This window comes from Streptomyces sp. NPDC007907 (assembly GCF_042959365.1).
GTDB lineage: Bacteria > Actinomycetota > Actinomycetes > Streptomycetales > Streptomycetaceae > Streptomyces > Streptomyces indiaensis.
In genome coordinates this window covers 191,669-214,847 of sequence record NZ_JBIBKR010000002.1, presented here as the reverse complement: position 1 = coordinate 214,847, position 23,179 = coordinate 191,669, and the positions used below count along the sequence as shown (strand labels likewise).

Here is a 23,179-nt window from a genome sequence, read left to right as displayed (position 1 = left end):
AAGACGGGTTGCCCCTGATCAGACGGTTTCGCGCGAGGGCCGCGTCGGCGCGGGGGCCGGTCATTGGCTCTCGTTGTGGCCGGTGACGAAGGGCTCGTCCGGGTCGCCGCCGGTGCGCAGCCTGCGCAGGGTCTCGCCCAGTACGGAGGGCGGCAGCGCGGCGAGGTCGTCCAGGGGAACGGCGGTGAGGTCCAGTACGACGGACTCCAGGTCGGCCTCGTCCCGCTCGGCACCCGCTTCCTCGAGCTCTGCCATGGCCCATCCTCCGCGGTGCCCGACGGACCGCCGTGTGGCGGCTCTCCACGCCCGGCGCATGCGTGTCCCGGGACTCGGTGTCCAGTGTTGACGTCCCCACGGGCCGCCGCTGGAAAACGGCGACTTTCGGGCGGTGGCGGCCTCTAACGACGGATTCTCGATGTTGACGGCCTGTCACCCCCACCGAATACTGGGCCCCATGGCGTGGACCGGCCGGGCGGGCACGGGCCGGTCGCATGCGAACCGGGGGTGCGTATGAATCGGCTGCGCCATGCGGAGCCGCCGTGGCCGGCCGCGGCCGACGTCGTGGCCAGGGAGGCGGCCGGCTGGGTGCCCGCGCCGTTCCACTCCTTCGTCCTGAAGGTGCACAGCCGCTGCGACCTCGCCTGTCAGTACTGCTACATGTACCGCTCCCAGGACCGGAGTTGGCGTGAGCAGCCGCGCACCATGGCGCCGGAGGCGGTGGACCGCACAGCCGACCGCATCGCGGAGCACCTCGCGGCGCACGGTGTGCGGGAGGCCGCGGTGGTGCTGCACGGGGGTGAGCCGCTGCTGGCCGGTGAGGCCGCCGTCGGACGCACCGTCTCGGTCCTGCGTGCCGCGGCCGGTCCCGGCGTACGGCTCCACCTCGCGCTGCAGACCAACGGCGTCCGGCTGACCGAGCGCTGGCTCGACCTGTGCGCCGAGCACGGGATCCGGGTCTCGGTCAGTCTGGACGGGGACCGGGCGGCTCATGACCGGCACCGCCGCGGCGCGGACGGGCGCGGCAGCCACGCCCGGGTCGCCGACGCGCTGCACCGCTTGGCCGACGGGCCCCATCGCGGGCTGTTCGCGGGCCTGTTGTGCACCATCGATCTGCGCAACGATCCGGGGCGCTGCTACGAGCACCTGCTGACGTACCGCCCGCCGGCCGTGGACTTCCTGCTGCCGCAGGGCAATTGGGGGACTCTCCCACCGGGGCTGCGCCCGGGGACACCGTACGCGGACTGGCTGTGGCAGGTGTTCGAGCGGTGGTACGGGGCGGGACGGCGGGAAACCCGGGTGCGGCTGCTCGAGGACATGATGACGCTGCTGCTCGGCGGGACACCGCAGACCGAGGTGCTGGGCCTGGCCCCGGTGAGGTACGCGGTGGTGGAGACGGACGGTTCGCTCGCCCAGGACGACACGTTGCGCACCGCGTATCACGGCGCCGCCCGGACGGGTCTGCACGTGGAGCGTGATTCCTTCGACGCGCTGCTGCGCCATCCGGGTGTCGCCGCCCGGCAGTGGGGGGTCGACGGGCTGTCCGCGCAGTGCCGTGCCTGCCGGCTGCGGCAGGTGTGCGGGGGCGGGCACTACGCCCACCGCTACCGTGCGGCCACCGGGTTCGCCAATCCCAGTGTCTACTGCGCCGACCTGACGGCTCTGATCACGCGGGTCAGGGGGCGGCTGGCCGCGGACCTGGACGGGCTGCGCGCCGCTGCGGCGGAAGCGGCATGACGGGGCCGGTGCCGCTGCGTGTGCCCGGCAGGCTCTTCACCGCGCTCGCTTCGGGAGGCGGCGGGGCCGACGCCCTGCGTCTGCTGGCCCGTGCCGAGCACAGTCGCCGGCTGGCCTGCGCGCTGGCGGTGACGGAGACCGCCGGTGAGGTCGGCGGTGGCGTGGCCGATGCCGTCGCGCGCGCGTGGGACGTGCTCACGGCCGCCCACCGGACCGATCCGGAGGCCGTGGCCTCGGTGCTGTCCCATCCGTCGGCGGGTACCGCGCTGACGTGCCTGCTGGCCCGGCTGGACAGGGTCGTCGCGGGCGGGCCCGGGGTGGCGTGCGCGCCGCCGGTCCACTGGTTCAGTGCTCTGTCCGCGGCCGCCGCGGTCCGCGCGGGGGTGCCCGGACGGGTGCGGTGGGCCCTGGCGACGGACGAGGTGTTCCTGCCCTCGCTCGGCGGTGCCCGCTTCCCCGGTGCCCGGCCCGGTGACGTGGCCGAGGTGGTGGTCGACGCGGACGGCGCGGCCCGGCTCCAGGTGGCGGCAGGCAGTCGTCCCGCCCGCCCGGTCGAGGTGCCGCGGGTCCCGTCCGGGCCGTCGGGCCGGTGGCGGGCGGCGCACCGGCTCGTGGTGCCGGACGCCGGTGGGCCGCTGCTGCTGGACGACGCCGACCCGCTGCGCTTCCCCGGTGTCCCCGCGCGGCCGCTGGGACTGGCGGAGGACGACCTGTGCCGGTGGCGGAGCACGGCCCGGGAGGCCTGCCGGCTGCTGCGGGCCCACCACCCGCAGACCTACGCCGAACTCACCGCCGGTCCGCGCACGTTGGTCCCGGTCGACCGTCCGGGCAGCTTCAGCGGCAGCAGCGCGGAGGCGTTCGGCGCCATGGCGCTGTCCCGGCCGCGCTCCGCACGGGGTCTGGCCCTGTCCCTGGCGCATGAGATGCAGCACGCCAAGTTCGCCGCCGTACTCCACCTGTTCGACCTGTTCGAGCAGGACGGCGAGGAGCTCTACTACGCGCCCTGGCGCCCTGATCCGCGCCCCCTGCTCGGCCTCTTCCACGGGGCATACGCGCACCTGGGCGTGGCGGAGTTCTGGAACCGCTGCCGGGCCGTGGAGCGGGATCCGGCGGAACGCGCCCTGGCCGAGGCGCAGTTCGCCCGCTGGCGGGTCGGCGCCCGGCAGGCCACCGAGGTCCTGCTGGCCTCCGGTCGCCTGACCGCGCTCGGCGAGCACTTCGCGCAGACGATGCTGGGCACGCTCGACGCCCTGTGCCGCCTCCCGGTCCCGGCCGAGGCCCGCCGCCGGGGCCTGGCCCTGGCGGCCGACCACCGCGCGCAGTGGGTCCGCAGGAACGGGGTGCCGGAGGCACAGCTGATCTGAACGCCCCGGGCCCGGCGACCTGCCGTGCACCGCCGTGGATTCGCCGGCCCCCGCCCGGCGGTGGACCATGGAGGCAGGGGAAGCGGGGCTCTCGGCAGGAGACGCCGGTGGTGGACACGGATGTACCGCGTGGGCGCGGGCCCGGTCGGGCTGACCGCGGCGGCCGAGCTGCGACGGCAGGGGGTCCGCTGCCGGATCATCGACAGACTGCCGGACCGGCTGCCGTACGCCAAGGCGGTGGGTGTCCAGCCGCGCACGCTGGAGGTGTGGGACCGGATGGGCATGGTGCGGGCCGCCCTGGAAGCCGCCGTGCCGCTGCGCGGGCAGCTGGTGTACGCCGACGGCCTCGAGCAGGCGCGCTTGGAGCTGCGGCTGCCGCCGGAGGTCCCCTACACGCCTTCGCGGCCCTGCCGCAGTACGAGACGGAGCGGATCATCGAGGAGCAAGCCCGCTTCGGCACCGGCATCGAGCGGGGCACGCACTCGGGCGGGTCTTCCGCCGGTGACGGACACCGGATTGCGAAGCGGCCGGGACGGCCTGCGAACGCAAACGGACGGGTGGCACCGGCCACCCGCCCGTTCATGTCGGCGCGCTCCCGCAGGATCCTTCAGGACTGCGGACGGCGGCCGTGGTTCGCACCGTTCTTGCGGCGGGCCTTCTTCTTGCGACGTCGCTTCGAGGACATCGGACCTCCTCTTTCCGGCTCTCGGTCACCATCCACCGGATTGCGCGTCCGGTGACTACAGAGCCACTTTCCAACGGGCACGAACGCAAACACAGACGATGCGAATGCACACGGGTGGCCTATGTCACGGGCTGGGCCCCGGCCCGGGCGCGGTCGCACCCGCCCAGGGAAATGCTCAAGGGCTGTTTCGGATGCCTCCGAAACAGCCCTTGTCGGTGACTCTTACGAGTCGGGACGACAGGATTTGAACCTGCGACCCCTTGACCCCCAGTCAAGTGCGCTACCAAGCTGCGCCACGTCCCGATGCGTCCCGCGGGTGAACCGCGTGATCACGCAGGTCAACCCTACCGCATGGGGACCTGTCCCCCGGCCCGCGCCGACGGCCGGTCCGGGCGGCGGGTCCAGCCCGCGAGTCCCACCGTCGAGACGGCCACGGCGAGGACGGCCCACCAGGGGAGCCCGGCCTGGGTGGCGAGCCCCGCGAGGCCCGCGACGCCCAGGAGGGCCGTGGCCACGCCTCCGGTGATTTCGGCTCGTCGCACGGACCGTTCCCGTGTCTCGTCCACGTCCTTCTTCCCCTTCGCCCGCACGCTCGCACGCCTCGGCCGTGACACCGGCCGGGCATATGCCGCAACAATACGCGAGTCGGCGGGAACTCCCGACCAGGGCATAGGGGTTGAGACGGACAGGGGAGCCGCACAGGCCCGTGTCAGCTGTCGGGCGAGGGGCACCCCGACGCACGCACTGGAACGACGGAGTGTCCGCCCGGCCCGCCCGCAACCCCACACTCTGTCCAGGCCGCTCCCCCGCTCACCAGGGCTAAGGTCACCGCATGACGCACAGCTTCGTACTGCACATCCCCGACGCCGAGCTCGAACCCGAGCCCCTCGCGCCCGAGCAGATCGTCTCCGGGACGCCCGAGGTGACCGGGAAGGTGGTCTGGGAGTCGGAGGACGGCCGTCAGGTGCGGGGCGTCTGGCAGATCACTCCCGGCGTGGTCACCGACACCGAGGCCGACGAACTGTTCGTCGTGATCAGCGGGTCGGCGACGATCGAGGTCGAGGGCGGGCCCACGCTCACGGTCGGGCCGGGCGACATGGCCGTCCTGCGCGAGGGCGACCGCACGACGTGGACGGTGCACGAGACCCTGCGCAAGGCGTACGCGATCAACCTCTGAGCGGTGCCCACGCAGTCGCCGAGCGGCGCGGGCTCCGTCACTTGGCGGGGCACGCGCCGGTGTTCGCGTGGTCAGGGGCCGGGCGCGGGCGCCGTCGACCCGCGGATCTCCAGCGTGGGCGAGACCAGTTGGACGCGGCCCGCTCCGCCGGCGTCCTCGAAGCGTTCCAGGAGGCAGCGGGCCGCCCGGCGTCCGACCTCGTGGCTCGAGTTGTCGACCGTCGTCAGCCACACGTGCCGCAGCCGGGCGATGCTCGTGTTGTCGTAGCCGACGACGGACAGGTCGTGCGGGACGCGCAGGCCCAGTTCCTCGGCCGCCGAGAGCGCGCCGATGGCCGCGATGTCGTTGACGGCGAAGACCGCCGTGGGCCGGTCGGGGCGGCTGAGCAGCCGGACGGTCGTGCGGTAGCCGCCCTCCTCGGTCATGTCGCTCGGCTCGACCAGCACCTCGTCCGCGAGACCGTGTCGGCGCATCGCCGCCTCGAAGCTCCGGCGGCGCAGCTCGCCCACCGCTCCGTAGCCCGCGATGTGCGCGATCCGGCGGTGCCCGAGGCCGATCAGGTGCTCGGACACCAGACGGGCGCCCCGCTCGTCGTCGCCCGCCACGACGTCGACGCCGGGCGGCGCCGGTTCGCGGGAGCCGGCCAGGACGACCGGGATGCGCCCGGCGTCTTCGAGGGCCGCCGGGTCGGGGAGTGTGCCGACCACCACCAGGCCGTCGACGCGCAGGTCCAGCAGCGGGTCGGCCGGGTCCTGGCCGGTGCGGCGGTTGAGGCGGGCGTCGGCCAGCAGCATGCGCAGGCCGTTGGCGTGCAGCAGGGAATTGAGGCCGTCGAGGAGGTCGACGAACCAGGGGTTGCGCAGATCGTTCAGGAGGACGCCGACGGTGCGGGTGCGCCGCTCGCTGAGGCTGCGGGCGGCGGCGTTGGGGCGGTAACCGAGCTCCCGAGCCGCCCGGAGCACGGCGTCGCGCTTCTCGGGGCGCACCTGGTCGGAGCCGCGCAGCACGAGGGAGACCAGCGACTTCGAGACACCGGCCCGCTCGGCCACGTCCCGGATCGTCGGCGGTCTCATGGGATGGACCGTTCCATGGGGCGGTACGGCTTGTCAAAGGGGGCGGCACGGCTCGTCAAAGGGTTGACAGCGTCGGCAGACCCGCCCAGGGTGGCCTGGACAGGTTCTGGAACGGTCCAAAGAGGGGCTCTCATGGTGGACACGCTCGGCGTCGCCGTCATCGGATTCGGCTGGATGGGGCGGGTGCACACGCAGGCCTACGCGCGTGTGCGGCACCACTACCCGCAGCTGCCCCTCGCTCCGGAGCTGGTCACCGTCGCCGAGGAGGTGCCGGGCCGGGCCGAGGAGGCCGCCGCGCAGTTCGGGTTCGCCTCCGCGACCCGGGACTGGCGTGAGGTGGCCGCCGATCCTCGGGTGCGGGCGGTCAGCATCACCGCGCCGAACTTCCTGCACCGTGAGATCGGCGTCGCCATGGCCGAGGCGGGCAAGCACATCTGGATCGAGAAGCCGGTGGGCCTGACCGCCGAGGACGCCGGCGCGGTCGCGGACGCCGTCGCCGCGGCCGGTGTGCAGGGCACGGTGGGCTTCAACTACCGCAACGCGCCCGCCGTCGAAGCGGCCCGGGAGCTGATCGCCGCCGGCGAGATCGGCACGGTCACGCACCTGCGCATCCGGCTGTTCAGCGACTACGCCGCGCATCCCGAAGGTGCGCTGACGTGGCGCTACGAGCGGGAGCGGGGCGGCAGCGGGGTGCTGGGCGACCTGGCCTCGCACGGCGTGGACCTGGCCCGGTATCTGGTCGGCGACCTCGCGTCCCTGACAGCCGACACGGCGATCTTCGTCCCGGAGCGGGCCCGCCCGTCCGGTGCCACGTCCGGCCACAGCCGCGCCGCCGGAGGCGAACTCGGCGCGGTCGAGAACGAGGACTACGTCAGCTGCCTGCTGCGTTTCGCCTCCGGGGCACGCGGTGTCCTGGAGGCCTGCCGGGTGTCGGTCGGTGAGCAGAACAACTACGGCTTCGAGGTGCACGGCACGAGGGGCGCGGTGTTCTGGGACTTCCGCCGCATGAACGAGCTGGGGGTCAGCCGCGGCACCACGTACCAGGACCAGTCCGTCACCACGGTGTACGTGGGCCCGGGCCACGGCGAGTTCGCCGCGTTCCAGCCGGGTGCGGCGAACGCCATGGGGTACGACGACCTGAAGGTCGTCGAGGCGTACCGCTTCCTGCGGTCGGTCGCCGAGGGCACCCCGCACGGAGCGACGCTGACGGACGCCGTGCACAGCGCGGCCGCGCTGGACGCGATGGCGCGGTCGGCGCGGAGCGGGAGCTGGGCGGAGGTCACCGGGCGGGCGTGACTCACGCCCTCAGGTGGAGCTGGTGAGCCTGCGGCCCAGGTAGACCTTCACCGGCACGAGGGCCAGCCACATCCACATGATCCCGGGGCCGGCCACCAGGGCCAGCGGGACGGTCGCGAGGAAGACCACCACGGACGAGGCGCTGTCCAGGAGGTAGAGGGTGGTCGCCGCCTCGGAGGGCCTGTCGTGGCGCAGCCAGGGGCGTTTCGCCAGCACGGCGGCCACCCCCAGATGGCAGGCGGCCAGCGCGGCGACGGCGCCCGCGTACACGGCGACCGACACGGACTGGGCGCCGTACTCGGCGAGCAGCCGGGTCGGGAACGGCACGAGGGCCGCGACGCCGAGACCGACCATCGAGATGCCGATCACCTGGCCGTCGATCTCCCGCACGTCCTGGAAGATCCGCCGGTGGTCGCGCCAGAAGCTTCCCAGCACCGCGACGCTCAGCGCGTAGGCCCCCAGGTCCGGGAGCAGTTCGCGCAGGGCCGCGCGATACGCGGCGGGCTCGAGCTCCCGCGGCACGGACAGGTCAAGGACGAGCAGCGTGATGGCGATGGCGAACACGCCGTCGACCAGGGTCACCAACCGCTCGGGGCCGCCGTCCGGGCGCGAGGTCCACATGGGCCGACGGTAGGGGCGGGGCCGGGACTCCTCACGTATCCACGCCCGGTGTCGCCCCGGCGTTCACACGGCCGCCTGCGGCGGCATGTTGTACGGCGTCACCACCTGGATGGCCGACGGCAGGATCGGTCCGGCCGGCGGCAGCGCGTCGTGGGCGCGCATGACGGTGTGGCAGGCCTCGCGCACGTCCTGCCGGAGGTCGTGGTGGAGCACGGCGGACAGGCGGTGCTCGCGCAGCAGGCGTGTGTTGTCGTGGTCGAGGTCGTGCGCGACGAACACCGCGCAGTCGCGGCCGAGGTCGTCGAAGGCGCGCAGCGTCGCGATGTTGCCGCCGCCGATCGAGTACACCGCGCGGATGTCCGGGTCGCGTTCCAGTGCGGCCCGCACGAGGTCGTACTGGGTGGTGTCCAGCCCCTGGCCCTCGGCGATCTCGACCAGCGTGCGCCCCGGGTGCCGAGCGCGCATGGCGCTGCGGAAGCCCATCTCGCGCTCCTCCTCGTTGCGGAAGAACCCGCTGCTGAGGCTGGTGAGGATGTTGCCGGGGCGCTCCCCCAGCCACTGGCCCATCAGATAGGCGGCCGTGGCGCCCGCCGCCCGGTCGTCTATGCCGACGTAGGCGCGGCGGGCGCTGGCGGGCAGGTCGGTCACCAGCGTCACCACCGGGACGCCGGCGGCTTCGAGCCGGCCGACCGCGGCGGTCACCTCGGGGACGTCCGGGGCCTTGAGGATCACGCCCTGCGAGCCGCGCCGTGCGATGCGGTCGAGGATCCGCACCAGCTCCGTGGCCGGGCCGGTCTCGCGGAAGTGGAAGCGGGAGCGCAGCACCGCCGGACGCAGGGACGGCAGCTCGGCCTCCAGGGCGGCGCGGATCGCCGTGGTGAAGCGCTCGGGCGCCTGCATCACGATGTCGACCATGAACGTCCGGCCGACGAGGCGCACCTGGGTGCGCTGCCGGTCGAGATCGGCGATGGCCTGGCGGACCTCCCGGGCGGTGCTCTCGCGCACGCCGCCCCTGCCGTTCAGCACCCGGTCGACGGTCGCCTCGCTCAGGCCCGCCTGACGGGCGATCTCCCGGATCGGGAACGGGTGGCCCATGCGCCGGCTCCTTGAGGGGTTTTTGATGGCTCGCTGCTGGTTGTTCGAAGGGTTTGTACTGACAAGAATGACAGGGCTGCGCCGCTCCGTGACCCCGAAGGGACGACGATGTCCTTCACTTCCGTACCCCACCGTGCCTGGCTGTCCGAGCAGGACTGTGATCTCGACGCGTTCCGCGACCTGGTCGAACGGGTGACGGACCGCGCCGACTACCCGCATGCCTGCGCGGTCGAGCGGAACGTGCCGGTCTACGACTGCGGGCTGCTGGAAGGCGACCGGGTGGTCCAGGCCGAGCTGGTGCGGGCGCTCACCGACGGGCCCGGCATCGTCGTCTTCCGCGGCGCCTTCCCCGACCCGGACGTCGTGGACCGGGCCACCGCCGTGTTCGAGGCGCTGATCGCCGAGCAGCGCGCCTCGGGCGCGGCCGCCGGGGACCACTTCGCCGAGCCCGGCGCGAACGACCGGGTGTGGAACGCGCTGGAGAAGGCGGCCCTGTACGACCCGGAGGCGTTCGCCGACTACTACGCCAACGACGTCCTGGCGCTGGTGGCCACCGCGTGGCTGGGCCCCGGCTACCAGGTCACCTCCCAGCTGAACGTGGTCAACCCGGGCGGCGCCGCCCAGACCGCGCACCGCGACTACCACCTGGGCTTCCTGTCGAACGAGGTCGCCGCCGCCTATCCGGCGCACGTGCACCGCCTCTCCCCTGTGCTGACGCTCCAGGGCGCGGTCGCGCACTGCGACATGCCGGTGGAGTCCGGGCCGACGATGTACCTGCCGCACTCGCAGACGTACGAGCCGGGCTATCTCGCCTGGCGGCGACCGGAGTTCCGGGCGTACTTCGACGCGCACCGGGTGCAGCTGCCGCTCGCCAAGGGCGATGCCGTGTTCTTCAACCCGGCGCTCTTCCACGCGGCCGGCACCAACCGCTCGGCGGACATCCGGCGCATGGCGAACCTGCTCCAGGTGTCGTCCGCCTTCGGCCGCGCGATGGAGACGGTGGACCGGGAGGCCGTGGCCAACGCGGTGTACCCGGTTCTCCTCCGGCGCAAGGCCGAAGGCGCGGACCAGGCGTGGCTGGACCACGTGATCGCGGCGAGCGCCGAGGGCTACCCCTTCCCCACCAACCTCGACGGTGACCCGCCCGTCGACGGCCTGGCACCGCCCTCGCAGGCGGACCTGGTGCGGCGTGCGCTGCGCGAGGAGTGGACGCCGCGGACGCTCCGGGCGGAGCTGCGGGCCGGTGCCGAACGGCGAGAGAGCTGAGGAACCCGATGGGACTTCTCGACGACAAGGTCGTCCTGGTCAACGGCGGAAGCCAGGGGGTCGGCGCGGCCGTCGCGCGGGCAGCGGTGCGCGAAGGGGCGGTGGTGGCCGTGACCGGGCGGCGCCCGGAGCCCGGCGAGGCGCTGGTGGAGGAGCTGACCGCCGCGGGCGGCAAGGCGATGTACGTGCGGGCCGACCTGTCGGACGCCGAGCAGGCGAAGGCCTCCGTGGCCCGGGTCGTGGACACGTACAGCCGCGTCGACTGCCTGGTGAACTCCGCCGGGCTGACGTCCCGGGGGACGCTGCTGGACACCACGCCCGAGCTGTTCGACCGGCACATCGGGATCAACCTGAAGGGCCCGTTCTTCGCGATGCAGGCGGCGGTGGCGGACATGGTGGGCCGTCAGGCGCCCGGCACGATCGTCAACATCATCACCTCGTCGGCGCACGGCGGGCAGCCGTTCCTCGCGCCGTACGTCGCCGCCAAGGCCGGGCTGATCGGGCTGACCCGCAACGCGGCGCACGCGCACCGCTGGGACCGGGTCCGGATCAACGGGCTCAACATCGGCTGGACGGCGACGGAGGGCGAGGACGCCACGCAGAGGGCGTTCCACGGGGCGGGGGACGGCTGGCGCGAGGAGGCGGCCGCGAAGCTGCCGATGGGCAAGCTGGGGCAGCCCGACGAGATCGCCGACTTTGTTGTGTTCCTGCTGTCGGAGCGGTCCGGGGTGGTCACCGGGTCGATCATCGACTGGGATCAGAACGTGTTGGGGGGACTCGACTGAGGATGTGCCGCGCATTGCCGTCGGTGATGTGCGGCGCCGTTGTGGCTGATCGCGCAGTTCCCCGCGCCCCCAAAAGCGAGGGCGCAGCACCACCCCCCGTCTACCTCTAGGAGCAACACCCATGCGTATCGGAATCCTCGGCCTCGGCCGCATCGGCGCCTTTCACGCCGAAACCCTGTCCGGACTCGACGCCGTCGGCTCCCTCGTCCTGACCGACCCGTTCGCGGACGCCGCCAAGGCCGCCGCCGAGCGGTTCGGGGCCGAGGTCGTGGACTCACCGGAGGCCCTGCTCGCCGCAGGTGTGGACGGCATCGTCGTCGCCGCCGCCACGGACGCCCACCCGGCGCTGATCCTGGCCGGTGTCGAGGCCGGTGTCCCCGTCTTCTGCGAGAAGCCCGTCGCCAGGACCATGGCCGAGGGGGTCGAGGTCCTCAAGGCCGTGGCCGGCCGGGACGTGCCGATCCAGATCGGCTACAACCGCCGGTTCGACACGGGGTTCGTCAACGCCCGCGCCGCCGTGCGGAGCGGTGAGCTCGGCAAGCTGCACACGGTCCGCTCGACCACGCTCGACCCGGCGCCCCCGCCGGCCGCGTACATCGCCGCGTCCGGCGGCATCTTCCGCGACTGCTCGGTGCACGACTTCGACATCATCCGCTGGGTGACGGGCCGCGAGGTGACCGAGGTGTACGCCGTCGGCGGCAACCGCGGCGCGGACTTCATCAAGGAGGCCGGCGACGCCGACACCACCGGCGCGATCCTCACCCTCGACGACGGCACTATCGCGGTGGTCTCCAACTCCCGGCACAACGCACGCGGTTACGACGTCCGCATGGAGATCCACGGCTTCCGGGACTCCATCGCCGTCGGCCTGGAGGACAAGCTGCCGCTGCGCTCGGTCGAGCCCGGGGTGACCTTCCCGGCGGGCACGCCGCACGACTTCTTCATGGACCGCTTCACCGAGGCCTACCGCGCCGAACTGACCGCGTTCACCGAGGTCGTCGCCGGCACACGTCCCTCCCCCTGCACGATCGAGGACGCCCTGGAGGCGGGCTGGATCGCCGACGCGTGCACCCTGTCGCTGCGCGAGCACCGTCCTGTGACCATCGAGGAGGTACGGGTGGGCTGACGTGGCGGCCGCCGCGGCTCAGGGAGCGCGCCAGACGTTGGAGAACGCCTCGTCCTCGATGGCCCGCCGACGGCGGACGGCGCCCAGTTCCGTCACGGCGTCGACCACGGCGGCGAGCACGGCCTGGGGCGCGTCGTCGGGCTCCGGGAGGTCCTCGGGCACCTCGTCGCGCACCCCGACGGCCGCCGCGAGTACGGCGAGCACCGGCTCGTCGGTCGCCCGGCGGTGCCGGGCACGCTGCCGGGCAGGTGACTCGACCGGTGCGGGCCAGGTGCTGCCGCGGAAAGGGAGCCAGGAGCCCCGGGGCCGCGCGACGAGCCCCTCCTCCTCGAGGACGGTCGAGTACTCCTGGGCCAGTCCACGGCCCCGGCGCCACAGCCAGTCCTCGATCGGCTCGTACGGCTTGTCGCGCACGAGCGCCGTCGCGGCCCGGTCCAGCAGCGGGTCGTCGAGGGGCGGCGCCAGGCGGGACACGATGCGGTCGCCGTCCAGTGTCACCACCTCGCCACCGAGCAGGTCGATCAGCTCGGCCCCGGCCAGCCCGAGCGACAGGTCGCCCTGCGTCACCTCTCGGCTCGTGGCCGCGTCCATCGCCACGATCATCAGGTCGCGTGCTGTGCCCATCACCGCTCCCCTCGAAGGCACTGATCACGCTACGCCGTTGCCGCCGGAGCGGCGACCAGGATCTTCGTACACACCGTCGACGCACGAGCACCGTCCCGTGACGAACCAGGAGAAAGGCCAGGCATGAGCGAACCGGTCCGGGAACCACCGCGCACAGGACGCTGCCGCCGGCCGGCGGCGCCCTGATGGACCTCGGCTGCCACAGCTGCACGCGCTGCGGATGCTCGCCTCGCCGCCCGAGTCCGGGACGGCGCCGCGCTGCCGCTGGACGCGGACGACACGGTGCGGACGAGGGAACTCATCGACGCGTGCCACCTAAAGGCGGGCCTCGAACCCCGGCCGCGCTCCCGTGTCCGAGGCACGCCGCGAGGGGACCCTGGAGCGACCCCGGGTCCCCTTCTCACGTGTACAGCGCGGGCTTGTCCACCAGATCGATCTCCACCCGGCCCCCGTCCTCCAGTGCCCTGACCCCCGCCTCGCAGACCGCCGCCGCGGCGTAACCGTCCCAGGTGCTCGGGCCGGTCACCTCGCCGCGGCGGGTGGCGTCGACCCAGGCCTGGATCTCCTGGTCGTATGCCGTCTCGAAGCGTTCGGTGAAGTCCTGGGCGATGGTGCCGCCCCAACGGCCGGCCATGTGGGTGACCAGGGCGTGGCCGTCGCCGATGCGGGCGGTGCCGCGTTCGCAGACCACCTCGGCCTGGACCTGGTAGCCGAAGCCGCAGTTGACGAAGATCTCGACGTCGCTGAGGGCTCCGCCGTCGGTCTCGAAGATCACGAACTGGGGGTCCTGCAGGTGGTCCGGGGCGTTGGCCGACGGGGTGGGGCGCAGCACCGTGACGGCTGTGATCTCGTGGCCCAGCAGCCAGCGGGTCGCGTCGGCCTCGTGGGCGACGGAGTCGCTGATGAGCATGGAGCTGGTGAAGAAGGGCGGGCTGGCCACGTTGCGGTGCCGGTTGTGCACCATGAGCGGGCGGCCCAGCTGACCGGTCGTCAGCAGGGCCTTCAGCTTCCCGTACTCGGGGTCGTAGCGGCGCATGAATCCGACCTGGACCCGGCGGTGGCCGAGACGCAGTTCGGCTTCGAGGACGCGCAGGGCGGAGGCCGCGTCGGGGGTGAGCGGCTTCTCGCACAGGACGGGCAGATCGTGCTCGAAGGCGGCAAGGAGGGTGGCCTCGTGGGCAGGGCCGGGGGAGGCGATCAGGACGGCGTCGACGTCGGCCGCCGCCATCGCGGCCGCCGGGTCGGTGTGGGCGGTGCAGCCGTCGACATGGGCGGCGACGGCCTTGGCGCGCTCCGCGTCGACGTCCACGACGGCGGCCACGCGTGCTCCGCTGGTGACGTCGCGGATGCGGCGCACGTGGTCGGCGCCCATCCTTCCGGTACCGATGACCGCGATGCCCAGGGGGGCGCGCTCCGTCATGGCCGTCCTTTCGGGTCAGGCGCCGCAGGACCTCAAGAACGTGCGGGTGCGCACCGCGATGGGCAGCGGCTTGTCCGGCTCACAGGGGTACATGTCCTGCTCGACGATGGCGAACAGGTCCACGCCGAGCTTCTGGGCCGCCGTGAGGACCGGACCCAACTCGGGTACGCCCGCGGGCGGTTCGCACATCACGCCGCGCGCGACGGCGGGACCGAACGGGACCTCGTTCTTGACGACGTCGGCGAGGATCTCCGGGTCGACCTGCTTGAGGTGCAGATAGCCGATGCGCTCGCCGTACGTCTCGATCAGCTTGACGCTGTCGCCGCCGCAGTAGGCGTAGTGCCCGGTGTCCAGGCAGAGGTTGACGGCGCCGGAGTCGGTCGAGTCGAGGAACCGCTCGACGTGCTCCTCGGTGTCGATGTGGGTGTCGGCGTGCGGGTGGACGACGATGTCCAGACCGTACGTGTCCTTCACCTCGCGGCCGAGGCGCTCCATGCCCGTGGTGAGGTTGCGCCACTGCTCGACGGTGAGCTCGGGGGCCTCGAGGATCTCGGCGGTCTTGTCGTCCCGCCAGAACGACGGGATGACCACCAGGTGCCCCGCGTCCATGGCCTGGGTGAGCGCGGCGACCCGGCTGACCTGCTCCCAGGTGGAGTCCCACTCGGAGGGGCCGCGGTGCAGTCCGCAGAAAATGGTGCCGGCGGAGACCTGGAGGTTCCGCTTGGCCACCTCGTCGGTGAGCCGGGCCGGGTCGGTGGGCAGGTAGCCGTACGGGCCGAGTTCTATCCAGGAGTAGCCGGCCTCGGCGACCTCGTCGAGGAAGCGTTCCCAGGGGACCTGCTGCGGGTCGTCGGGGAACCAGACGCCCCAGGAGTCGGGGGCGGAGCCGACCCGGATGCGGTCGAGCGCGAGGGCCATGTCAGGACTTTCCTTCCGAGGACGTGGCTACGGGGGCGGTGAGGTCCCCCTCTTCGGGGAGCTCTTCGACGTCGACACCGCGGACCTGGCTCAACTCATGCTTGAGGGAGGCCAGTTCGGCGCCGCCGGCCATGTGGTTGGTCAGTTCCTCGAGGGAGACGTCGCTGCGGGAGGCGGACAGTTCCATGGTCCCGAGGCGCAGCACGCTGAAGTGGTCGCCGACCATGTAGGCGTGGTGCGGGTTGTGGGTGATGAAGATGACGCCGAGGCCCTTCTCGCGGGCGGCGGCGATGTACTTCAGCACCACGCCGGACTGTTTGACGCCGAGGGCGGCGGTCGGCTCGTCCAGGATGAGGACGCGGGCGCCGAAGTAGACGGCGCGGGCGATGGCGACGCACTGGCGCTGGCCGCCGGAGAGCGTGCCGATGGGCTGCTCCATGTCGTCCAGGACGATGCCCATGTTGCGCAGTTCCTCGTCCGCGGTCTTCTTCATCTTCTCGATGTCGAGACGGCGCAGGGGCCAGGGGCCCTTGGTCATCTCGGAGCCGAGGAAGAAGTTCCGCCACACCGGCATCAGGGGGACCACGGCGAGGTCCTGGTAGACCGTTGCGATGCCCTTGTCGAGGGCCTCGCGCGGGGTGGAGAAGCGCACCGGTTCGCCGTCGACGAGGAACTCGCCCTCGGTGTGCTGGTGCAGCCCCGAGATGATCTTGATGAGGGTGGACTTGCCGGCGCCGTTGTCGCCGAGGACGCAGGTCACCTTGCCGGGGTGGACTTCGAGGCTCACGCCGTGCAGGGCGCGGATGTTGCCGTAGGACTTGCCGGCACCGCGCAGTTCGACGAGGGGACGCTCGTCGGCGGGCGGGGTGTCCTTCAGGACGGCACCGTGGGTGCCCGTTTCTTCGCTGGTCATCGCGGTCACCTCCGGGTCGCCGTGCGCTGGACCCACAGATTGATGAGGACGGCGCCGAGGAGCATCACGCCGAGGAAGGCCTTGAACCAGTCGGGGTTCCAGCCGGCGTAGACGATGCCCTGCTGCACCATGCCGAACATGAAGGCGCCGAAGACCGTGCCGATCGCGGAGCCGTAGCCACCGGTGAGCAGACAGCCGCCGATGACGGCCGCGGCGATGTAGATGAGCTCCTGGCCCACGCCCTCGCCGGACTGCACGGTGTTGAAGGAGAACAGCTGGTGCATGCCGACGAACCAGGCGCCGAAGCCGACCAGCATGAACAGGGAGATCTTGGTGAAGGTCACGGGGACACCGACGGCGCGGGCGGAGTCCTTGTTGCCGCCGACGGCGAAGATCCAGTTGCCGTACTTCGTGCGCAGCAGCACCCAGGTGGCCAGGGCCGCGAAGACCAGCCACCACACCACGGTGATCTTGACGTTGACCCCGCCGACCTCGAACGTCGAGGCGAAGATCTTCTGCGCCTGGGCGAAGCCGTCCATGTCGCTGATGTCGTCGGTGGCGACGTTGCCCGTGACGAGCTTGGTGATCGCGAGGTTCACGCCCTGGAGGATCAGGAAGGTGCCCAGGGTGACCAGGAAGCTCGGCAGGCCGGTCTTGACCAGCAGCCAGCCGTTGAAGGCGCCGATCGCGAGCGACACGAGCAGGGCGACGATCACGCCGACCCAGACGTTCAGGGTCAGCTGGTAGCTGAGCATCGACGCGGTCAGCGCCGAGGTGACCACGGCGACGCCCGCCGAGAGGTCGAACTCGCCGCCGATCATCAGCAGGGCCACGGGCAGCGCCATGATCCCGATGGTCGACGACTGGTACAGGATGTTGGCCATCGAGCTGCCGTCGCGCACCGGGGGTGCCGCGAACAGGAAGAACACGAGCACGGCCACGGCGCCGAGGAACACGCCGACCTCGGGCCGGGCGAGCAGCCGCAGCGCCAGCGGGCGCCGCCGCGTCCGGCCGTCCGTCTGCTGGGGGCCGGGGGCCGGCGGTGTGCCCACCGCCGGCTCAGCCTGCTGGGTCATGCTCATCACCGGGTGCCCTTCGCGGCGAACTCCCCGATCGTGTCGACGTTGGACTTGTCGACGAAGGCCGGTCCGGTCAGCACGGGCTGCTCACCGCCGCCGCTGTAGTTGCCGTTGTTCTTGTAGAGCCACAGGCCGTCGACGGCCAGGTAGCCCTGGAGGTAGGGCTGCTGGTCGACGGCGAACTGGATGTCGCCGCCCTTGACGGCCTTGATGAGGTCCTTGTTGAGGTCGAAGGTGGCGACCTTCGCCTTGCTGCCGGCGTCGGACACCGACTGCACCGCGGTCAGCGCGAAGGGCGCGCCGAGCGTGACGACGTAGTCGATGGACGGGTCCTGCTTCAGCTTGGCGGTGATCGTCGACTTCACGGACGGCATGTCGGTGCCGTTGACGTTCTGCGGGTCTACCTTGCCCTCGAAGGTCTTGGCGACGCCGTCGCAGCGCTGGGTGAGGCCGACGTTGCCCTGCTCCTGCATGACGCAGAGGACCTTCTTGGCGCCGACCTCGTTGAGCTTCTTGCCGAAGGCCTCGCCCGCCACGGACTCGTCCTGGCCGAAGAACTCCAGCAGGTTGAGCTTCTTCCAGTCGCTCAGGCCGGAGTTGAGGCCGACGACGGGTATGCCGGCCTTCCCGGCCTTGCCTATGACGCCCTTGAGCGCGTCCGGCTTGGCGAGGGTGACGGCGATGCCGTCGACCTTCTGGTCGATCGCGTTCTGCACCAGGTTGGCCTGGTTGCCCGCGTTCGGGTCGGCGGAGTAGACGAGCTTGATGTTGTCCTTGGCGGCGGCGGCCTCGGCGCCCTTGCGGACGGTGTCCCAGAAGGTGTCGCCGGGCGCCTGGTGGGTGACGAGGGCGACGGTCATGCGCGGCGTGGTCGCCTTGCCGGCCGAGGCGTTCGCGGCGCCCTCCTCGGACTTCTTGCCCCCGGAACTGCTGGAGCAGCCGGCGAGGGTCAGGGCCGCTGCGGCGGCGAGGGCGACTACGGGCGCGAGCCTGCGAGAGCGGGGGTGGGAAGAGCGGTCCATCTTTCCTGGCACCTCACTGTGCTACTGCGGGGAAAGGAAGGGATCACGAAGGGATCCGTGGTCCCGGAGCCTTACGGAGTCCGGATCATGATGCCGCAAACCGACTGTTGCGATGGCACGGGATACAAGTCCCTGCCGCGCCCGCTGTCAATACTTTGTTAAGACATCATTTCACAAGCAGGTCCGAATGTAAGTACAAACTATTGACAGCACCACCCTCGGAGACCTACACCTGGGAGGCGGCAGGTCCCGTGGATCCACGCCCCCACCGTGTCAGGGCGCCCCGGGGCCCGCATCCCCAGCTTCCCGAGGAGGTCGCGCATGGCCGAGCCAGCCCCGTATTTCGATGTGATCACGATGGGCCGCATCGGGGTCGACCTCTACCCCCTGCAGACCGGCGTCCCCTTGGAGAAAGTGGAGACGTTCGGGAAGTTCCTGGGAGGTTCCGCGGCCAACGTGGCGGTGGCCGCCGCCCGCCTCGGACGCCGCACGGCGGTGATCACGCGCACCGGCGACGACCCGTTCGGCACGTACCTGCACGAGGAGTTGAAGGGCTTCGGGGTCGACGACCGCTGGGTCACCCCCGTCGCTGCGTACCCGACGCCGGTAACGTTCTGCGAGATCTTCCCGCCGGACGACTTCCCGCTGTACTTCTACCGCCGCCCCAAGGCGCCGGACCTGGAGATCCGCACCGACGAGCTGGACTTCTTCGCCGTCCGCGACGCCCGGATCTTCTGGATCACCGGCACCGGACTGAGCGAGGAGCCGAGCCGTTCCGCCACCCTCGCCGCCCTCAAGGCCCGCGACAAGGCCGGCACCACCGTCTTCGACCTCGACTGGCGCCCGATGTTCTGGGGTGATCCCGAGGAGGCCCGCCCGTACTACCGCGAGGCCCTGCGGCACGCCACGGTCGCGGTCGGCAACCTCGACGAGTGCGAGATCGCCACCGGGATGCGCGAGCCGCAGGCCTGCGCGGACGCGCTGCTGGAGGCCGGCGTGGAGCTGGCCGTCGTCAAGCAGGGCCCCAAGGGGGTGCTCGCCGTGCACCGCGGCGGCACCCGGGCCGAGGTCCCGCCGGTACCGGTCGAGGTGGTCAACGGACTGGGCGCGGGTGACGCCTTCGGCGGGTCGCTGTGCCACGGTCTGCTGGCCGGCTGGGACCTGGAGAAGACCATGCGCCACGCCAACGCCGCCGGCGCCCTCGTCGCCTCCCGCCTCGCCTGCTCGTCCGCGATGCCCACCGCCTCCGAGGTCGAGGATCTCCTCGCCGGGGCGCCGGTGCCGAGCACGAGCCACTGAAACGGAGCCTTCCTTGAACATCGGCATCCCCGACCTCACCACGGTCAGAGCCCGCAACCCCGAGGCCGTCGCCGAGGCGGCGGCCCGCAGGGTGCGCCGACCGCTGGTCGGTGACAGCGGCCGCCTGATGATCGTGGCCGCCGACCACCCGGCGCGCGGCGCCCTCGGGGTCGGCGACCGGCGTCTGGCCATGGCGGACCGCGCGGACCTGCTGGAGCGGCTGTGCACCGCGCTGTCGAGGCCCGGCGTCGACGGGGTGCTCGCCACCGCCGACATCCTGGAGGACCTGCTCCTGCTCGGGGTGCTGGAGAACAAGGTCGTCATGGGCTCGATGAACCGCGGCGGACTCGCCGGGGCCTCCTTCGAGATGGACGACCGCTTCACCGGCCACCGCGCCGAGGACATCGACCGGCTCCGCTTCGACGCCGGCAAGCTCCTGGTCCGCATCGACTACGACGACCCGGGCTCGCTGACCACGCTGGAGTCCACCGCGCGGGCGATCGACGCCATGGCGGCCCGCAGGCTCCCCCTCTTCGTCGAGCCCTTCATCTCGCGGCGGGTCGACGGCAGGGTCCGCAACGACCTGTCCGCCGAGGCCGTCACCCGGTCCGTCGCGATCGCCTCGGGACTGGGCGGCACCTCCGCCTACACCTGGCTGAAGCTGCCCGTCACCGACGACCCGGACGCCATGGCCGGGGTCCTCCAGACCTCGACGCTGCCCGTCGTGCTGCTCGGCGGCGAGGTGGGCGAGGACCAGGAGGGTGCCTACGAACGCTGGCGCAAGGCCCTGCGGCTGCCCACCGTCCAGGGCATGGTGGTCGGACGGTCGCTGCTCTACCCGGCCGGGGGCAGTGTGGAAGAGGCCGTGGACACGGCCGTCGGTCTGCTGTGATCCGGAGGAACCAATGACGTACCACCTTCCCGCCGGCAAGGCCCTCGGCGGCCCGTACGCCGTCGACGTCACGCCCGAGAAGGCCGGCTGGGGCCATTCCAGCCTGCGGGTCCTGGAACTGCCGCCCGGTGGCACGCACTCCTTCGACACCGGTGACAGCGAGTGGATCGTCGTCCCGCTGAGCGGCGGGTGCACCGTCGCCGCCACGGACGACTTCGGCCAGGACACCTTCGAACTCCGCGGCCGCGCCGACGTGTTCAGCGGCGTCAGCGACTTCGCGTACGTGCCGCGCGACGCCCGCGCGACCGTGACGTCGGCCGGGGGCGGCCGGTTCGCGCTGACCGGCGCGCGCTGCACCCGCCGGCTGCCCGCCCGCTACGGCCCCGCCTCCGAGGTGCCCGTCGAGCTGCGCGGCACCGGCACCTGCTCCCGGCAGGTCAACAACTTCGGCGCGGCCGGAGTCTTCGAGTGCGACAAGCTCATCGCGGTCGAGGTGATCACCCCGGGCGGCAACTGGTCGTCGTTCCCGCCGCACAAGCACGACGAGCACCGGCCCGGCGAGGAGTCCGTGCTGGAGGAGATCTACTACTTCGAGTTCGCCGGCCACGACGGCATCCCCGGCCTCGGCTACCAGCGCGTCTCCCCCTCCGGCCCGGGCCGGGACACCGACGTGCTCGCGGAGGTGCGCGACGGCGACGTCGTCCTCATCCCGGACGGCTGGCACGGGCCGTCGATGGCCACGCCCGGCCACCACATGTACTACCTGAACGTCATGGCGGGCCCGGAGGCCGAGCGCGCCTGGCTGATCTGCGACCACCCCGACCACGCCTGGGTCCGCGACACCTGGCCGGACCAGCCGGTCGACCCTCGGCTCCCCCTCTACACCGCCCCGGAGATCTCCCTATGAGCGCCCCCACCCGCCGACTGACGACCGCCCAGGCGCTGGTCCGGTTTCTGTCCGCCCAGTACACCGAGCGGGACGGCGTGCGCCGCCGGCTGATCGCCGGGACCTGGGGCATCTTCGGCCATGGCAACGTTGCCGGAGTCGGCCAGGCGCTGGTCGAGTACGCCGATGTGATGCCCTACCACCAGGGCCGCAACGAGCAGTCCATGGTGCACGCGGCCGTCGGCCACGCCCGCCAGCTCAACCGTCTCTCCGCGCAGGCGGTGACGACCTCGATCGGCCCGGGCGCCACCAACCTGGTCACCGGCGCCGCGCTCGCCACCATCAACCGGCTGCCGGTGCTGCTGCTGCCCGGCGACTACTTCGCCTCGCACGCCCCCGACCCCCTGCTCCAGCAGCTGGAACACCCCGTCGAGGCCGACGTGTCGGTCAACGACACGCTGCGCCCGGTCTCGCGGTACTTCGACCGGATCACCCGCCCGGAGGCGCTGATCCCCTCGGCGCTCCAGGCGATGCGGGTGCTGGCCGACCCGGCGGAGACCGGCGCCGTCACCCTCGCCCTGCCGCAGGACGTACAGGCGGAGGCGTACGACTGGCCGGAGGAGTTCTTCGCCGAGCGCGTCTGGTCCGTACGGCGTCCCGCTCCGGACCCGGTGGAACTGGCGGCGGCCGTCGAGGCGATCCGGTCGGCCGGGCGGCCGCTGATCGTGGCGGGCGGCGGCGTCCACCACAGCGAGGCCGAGCAGGCGCTGACGGCGTTCGTGGAGGCCACCGGCATCCCCGTCGCCTCCACCCAGGCGGGCAAGGGCTCGCTGCGGTACGACCACCCCGCAGACCTCGGCGGAATCGGCCACACCGGCACCGCGGTGAGCGACGCGCTCGCCCGCACCGCCGACCTGGTGATCGGCGTCGGCACCCGCTACACCGACTTCACCACCGCCTCCGGCACGCTCTTCCGGAACCCGGACGTGCGGTTCCTCAACCTCAACATCACCGGCTTCGACGCGCACAAGCTGGCCGCGCGGACCCTGGTGTGCGACGCGCGGTCCGGTCTGGAGAGGCTGGCCGAGAGGCTGTCCGGGCACCGGGTGTCCGAGGCGTACGAGGCCGACTACCGCGCCGGCAAGGAGCGCTGGGACGAGATCGTCGAAGCCGCCTACCGGGCGGACGACGACAGCGCGGTCCCGACCCAGACGCAGGTGCTGGGCGCGCTGGACGCGACCGTCGGCGACGACGACGTGGTGATCAACGCGGCCGGTTCACTCCCCGGCGACCTGCACAAGCTGTGGCGCTCGCGCAGCCCGCGCCAGTACCACCTGGAGTACGGCTACTCCTGCATGGGCTACGAGATCCCGGCCGGCATCGGCGTCCAGCAGGCCGCCCCCGGCACTCCCGTGTGGGCCCTGGTCGGCGACGGCACCTACCTCATGATGCCGACGGAGATCGTCACGGCCGTCCAGGAGGGCCTGCCGGTCAACATCGTCCTGATCCAGAACCACGGCTACGCCTCCATCGGCGGCCTGTCGGAGGAGACCGGCGGCGAACGCTTCGGCACGGCCTACCGCTTCCGGGCCGCCGACGGCACCTTCACCGGTGCCCCGCTGCCCGTCGACCTCGCCGCCAACGCGGCCAGCCTCGGCATGGACGTGCTGCGCGCCAAGACCGTGCGCGAGCTGCGCGAGGCGCTCACCGCGGCGCGTGCCTCCGACCGCCCTACGTGCGTGTACGTCGAGACCGACCCGGCACCGACCGCTCCCCCGGCCGAGGCCTGGTGGGACGTACCGGTGGCCGAGACCGCCTCCCGCACGGCCGCCGTCGAGGCCCGCGAGCGCTACGACCGGAAGGTCGCGGACCGCCGGCGCCACCTGTGAACTCCCCTGACACCC

Annotated in this window: 23 protein-coding genes, 1 tRNA gene and 1 pseudogene; 12 read left to right on the top strand and 13 right to left on the bottom strand. The window is 72.2% G+C overall.

What is annotated here, in order from left to right:
• Positions 1–60 precede the first annotated feature (60 nt).
• Positions 61–255 (bottom strand): FxSxx-COOH cyclophane-containing RiPP peptide, encoded by a 195-nt coding sequence (gene fxsA / locus ACFZDI_RS07025; protein ID WP_234845404.1) that lies wholly within the window; start codon positions 253–255, stop codon positions 61–63.
• Between the two features lie 255 nt (positions 256–510).
• Between fxsA and ACFZDI_RS07020 the strand changes: the two genes are divergently transcribed.
• From ACFZDI_RS07020 to ACFZDI_RS07010, 3 genes and pseudogenes are all read left to right on the top strand, one after another.
• Positions 511–1,734, top strand: coding sequence for an FxsB family cyclophane-forming radical SAM/SPASM peptide maturase (locus ACFZDI_RS07020; RefSeq protein ID WP_391248331.1), 1,224 nt, complete (start codon positions 511–513; stop codon positions 1,732–1,734).
• A complete protein-coding gene (locus ACFZDI_RS07015; RefSeq protein WP_391248330.1) occupies positions 1,731–3,098 on the top strand; it encodes an aKG-HExxH-type peptide beta-hydroxylase in 1,368 nt (455 codons plus the stop codon). The genes ACFZDI_RS07020 and ACFZDI_RS07015 overlap by 4 nt, the downstream gene beginning before the upstream one ends.
• A gap of 120 nt (positions 3,099–3,218) precedes the next feature.
• Positions 3,219–3,577: pseudogene (locus ACFZDI_RS07010) on the top strand (FAD-dependent monooxygenase); the annotation flags it as partial.
• A gap of 128 nt (positions 3,578–3,705) precedes the next feature.
• Here ACFZDI_RS07010 and ACFZDI_RS07005 read toward each other — a convergent pair.
• From ACFZDI_RS07005 to ACFZDI_RS06995, 3 genes are all read right to left on the bottom strand, one after another.
• A complete protein-coding gene (locus tag ACFZDI_RS07005) occupies positions 3,706–3,783 on the bottom strand; it encodes a 50S ribosomal protein bL37 (RefSeq protein WP_372486533.1) in 78 nt (25 codons plus the stop codon).
• 229 nt (positions 3,784–4,012) lie between these two features.
• Positions 4,013–4,086, bottom strand: a tRNA-Pro gene (locus tag ACFZDI_RS07000).
• A gap of 41 nt (positions 4,087–4,127) precedes the next feature.
• The gene (locus ACFZDI_RS06995; protein WP_391248328.1) at positions 4,128–4,325 is read right to left on the bottom strand and encodes a hypothetical protein; all 198 of its coding nucleotides are present in this window, start codon (positions 4,323–4,325) and stop codon (positions 4,128–4,130) included.
• 290 nt (positions 4,326–4,615) lie between these two features.
• On the opposite strand from ACFZDI_RS06995, the gene ACFZDI_RS06990 reads away from it, so the two are divergent.
• Positions 4,616–4,960, top strand: a complete 345-nt coding sequence (locus ACFZDI_RS06990; RefSeq protein WP_030840645.1) for a cupin domain-containing protein — start codon at positions 4,616–4,618, stop codon at positions 4,958–4,960.
• A 71-nt stretch (positions 4,961–5,031) separates the two neighbouring features.
• Here the strand turns inward: ACFZDI_RS06990 and ACFZDI_RS06985 are convergent, their stop codons facing one another.
• The gene (locus ACFZDI_RS06985) at positions 5,032–6,033 is read right to left on the bottom strand and encodes a substrate-binding domain-containing protein (protein WP_391248326.1); all 1,002 of its coding nucleotides are present in this window, start codon (positions 6,031–6,033) and stop codon (positions 5,032–5,034) included.
• A gap of 132 nt (positions 6,034–6,165) precedes the next feature.
• Between ACFZDI_RS06985 and ACFZDI_RS06980 the strand changes: the two genes are divergently transcribed.
• Positions 6,166–7,329: a Gfo/Idh/MocA family protein gene (locus ACFZDI_RS06980; protein WP_234845409.1), complete on the top strand. Its 1,164-nt coding sequence runs from the start codon at positions 6,166–6,168 to the stop codon at positions 7,327–7,329.
• Between the two features lie 9 nt (positions 7,330–7,338).
• Here the strand turns inward: ACFZDI_RS06980 and ACFZDI_RS06975 are convergent, their stop codons facing one another.
• On the bottom strand, positions 7,339–7,950 hold the full coding sequence (locus ACFZDI_RS06975) for a TMEM175 family protein (RefSeq protein WP_234845410.1): 612 nt from the start codon (positions 7,948–7,950) through the stop codon (positions 7,339–7,341).
• A gap of 63 nt (positions 7,951–8,013) precedes the next feature.
• Positions 8,014–9,045: a substrate-binding domain-containing protein gene (locus ACFZDI_RS06970; RefSeq protein WP_391248323.1), complete on the bottom strand. Its 1,032-nt coding sequence runs from the start codon at positions 9,043–9,045 to the stop codon at positions 8,014–8,016.
• Positions 9,046–9,153: 108 nt separating this feature from the next.
• Here ACFZDI_RS06970 and ACFZDI_RS06965 point away from each other — a divergent pair, with 108 nt between their 5' ends.
• From ACFZDI_RS06965 to ACFZDI_RS06955, 3 genes are all read left to right on the top strand, one after another.
• Positions 9,154–10,311, top strand: a complete 1,158-nt coding sequence (locus tag ACFZDI_RS06965; RefSeq protein WP_234845412.1) for a phytanoyl-CoA dioxygenase family protein — start codon at positions 9,154–9,156, stop codon at positions 10,309–10,311.
• An 8-nt stretch (positions 10,312–10,319) separates the two neighbouring features.
• Positions 10,320–11,096, top strand: coding sequence for an oxidoreductase (locus ACFZDI_RS06960; protein WP_391248321.1), 777 nt, complete (start codon positions 10,320–10,322; stop codon positions 11,094–11,096).
• A 121-nt stretch (positions 11,097–11,217) separates the two neighbouring features.
• Positions 11,218–12,222 (top strand): Gfo/Idh/MocA family oxidoreductase, encoded by a 1,005-nt coding sequence (locus tag ACFZDI_RS06955; RefSeq protein WP_234845414.1) that lies wholly within the window; start codon positions 11,218–11,220, stop codon positions 12,220–12,222.
• Positions 12,223–12,240: 18 nt separating this feature from the next.
• Here ACFZDI_RS06955 and ACFZDI_RS06950 read toward each other — a convergent pair whose 3' ends face one another.
• The 6 genes from ACFZDI_RS06950 to ACFZDI_RS06925 all read right to left on the bottom strand — a co-directional run bounded on the left by ACFZDI_RS06950 (position 12,241) and on the right by ACFZDI_RS06925 (position 18,198).
• Complete coding sequence (locus tag ACFZDI_RS06950) at positions 12,241–12,846, bottom strand: GPP34 family phosphoprotein (protein WP_234845415.1); 606 nt, start codon at positions 12,844–12,846, stop codon at positions 12,241–12,243.
• Positions 12,847–13,246: 400 nt separating this feature from the next.
• Positions 13,247–14,266: a Gfo/Idh/MocA family protein gene (locus ACFZDI_RS06945; RefSeq protein WP_234845416.1), complete on the bottom strand. Its 1,020-nt coding sequence runs from the start codon at positions 14,264–14,266 to the stop codon at positions 13,247–13,249.
• Between the two features lie 15 nt (positions 14,267–14,281).
• Positions 14,282–15,184: a TIM barrel protein gene (locus ACFZDI_RS06940; protein WP_391248318.1), complete on the bottom strand. Its 903-nt coding sequence runs from the start codon at positions 15,182–15,184 to the stop codon at positions 14,282–14,284.
• A 1-nt stretch (position 15,185) separates the two neighbouring features.
• A complete protein-coding gene (locus ACFZDI_RS06935) occupies positions 15,186–16,097 on the bottom strand; it encodes an ATP-binding cassette domain-containing protein (protein ID WP_234845418.1) in 912 nt (303 codons plus the stop codon).
• Between the two features lie 5 nt (positions 16,098–16,102).
• A complete protein-coding gene (locus tag ACFZDI_RS06930) occupies positions 16,103–17,179 on the bottom strand; it encodes an ABC transporter permease (protein ID WP_391248316.1) in 1,077 nt (358 codons plus the stop codon).
• Positions 17,179–18,198 (bottom strand): substrate-binding domain-containing protein, encoded by a 1,020-nt coding sequence (locus ACFZDI_RS06925; protein ID WP_391248314.1) that lies wholly within the window; start codon positions 18,196–18,198, stop codon positions 17,179–17,181. Before ACFZDI_RS06925 ends, ACFZDI_RS06930 begins: the two co-directional genes overlap by 1 nt.
• Before the next feature lie 321 nt (positions 18,199–18,519).
• On the opposite strand from ACFZDI_RS06925, the gene iolC reads away from it, so the two are divergent.
• From iolC to iolD, 4 genes are read left to right on the top strand one after another with little or no spacing between them, the layout of a single operon-like run.
• Positions 18,520–19,497, top strand: a complete 978-nt coding sequence (gene iolC / locus ACFZDI_RS06920; protein WP_391248312.1) for a 5-dehydro-2-deoxygluconokinase — start codon at positions 18,520–18,522, stop codon at positions 19,495–19,497.
• A gap of 13 nt (positions 19,498–19,510) precedes the next feature.
• On the top strand, positions 19,511–20,389 hold the full coding sequence (locus tag ACFZDI_RS06915; protein WP_391248310.1) for a deoxyribose-phosphate aldolase: 879 nt from the start codon (positions 19,511–19,513) through the stop codon (positions 20,387–20,389).
• Between the two features lie 13 nt (positions 20,390–20,402).
• Positions 20,403–21,296: a 5-deoxy-glucuronate isomerase gene (gene iolB / locus ACFZDI_RS06910; protein ID WP_391248308.1), complete on the top strand. Its 894-nt coding sequence runs from the start codon at positions 20,403–20,405 to the stop codon at positions 21,294–21,296.
• Positions 21,293–23,164, top strand: a complete 1,872-nt coding sequence (gene iolD, locus ACFZDI_RS06905) for a 3D-(3,5/4)-trihydroxycyclohexane-1,2-dione acylhydrolase (decyclizing) (RefSeq protein ID WP_391248305.1) — start codon at positions 21,293–21,295, stop codon at positions 23,162–23,164. Before iolB ends, iolD begins: the two co-directional genes overlap by 4 nt.
• Positions 23,165–23,179 lie beyond the last annotated feature (15 nt).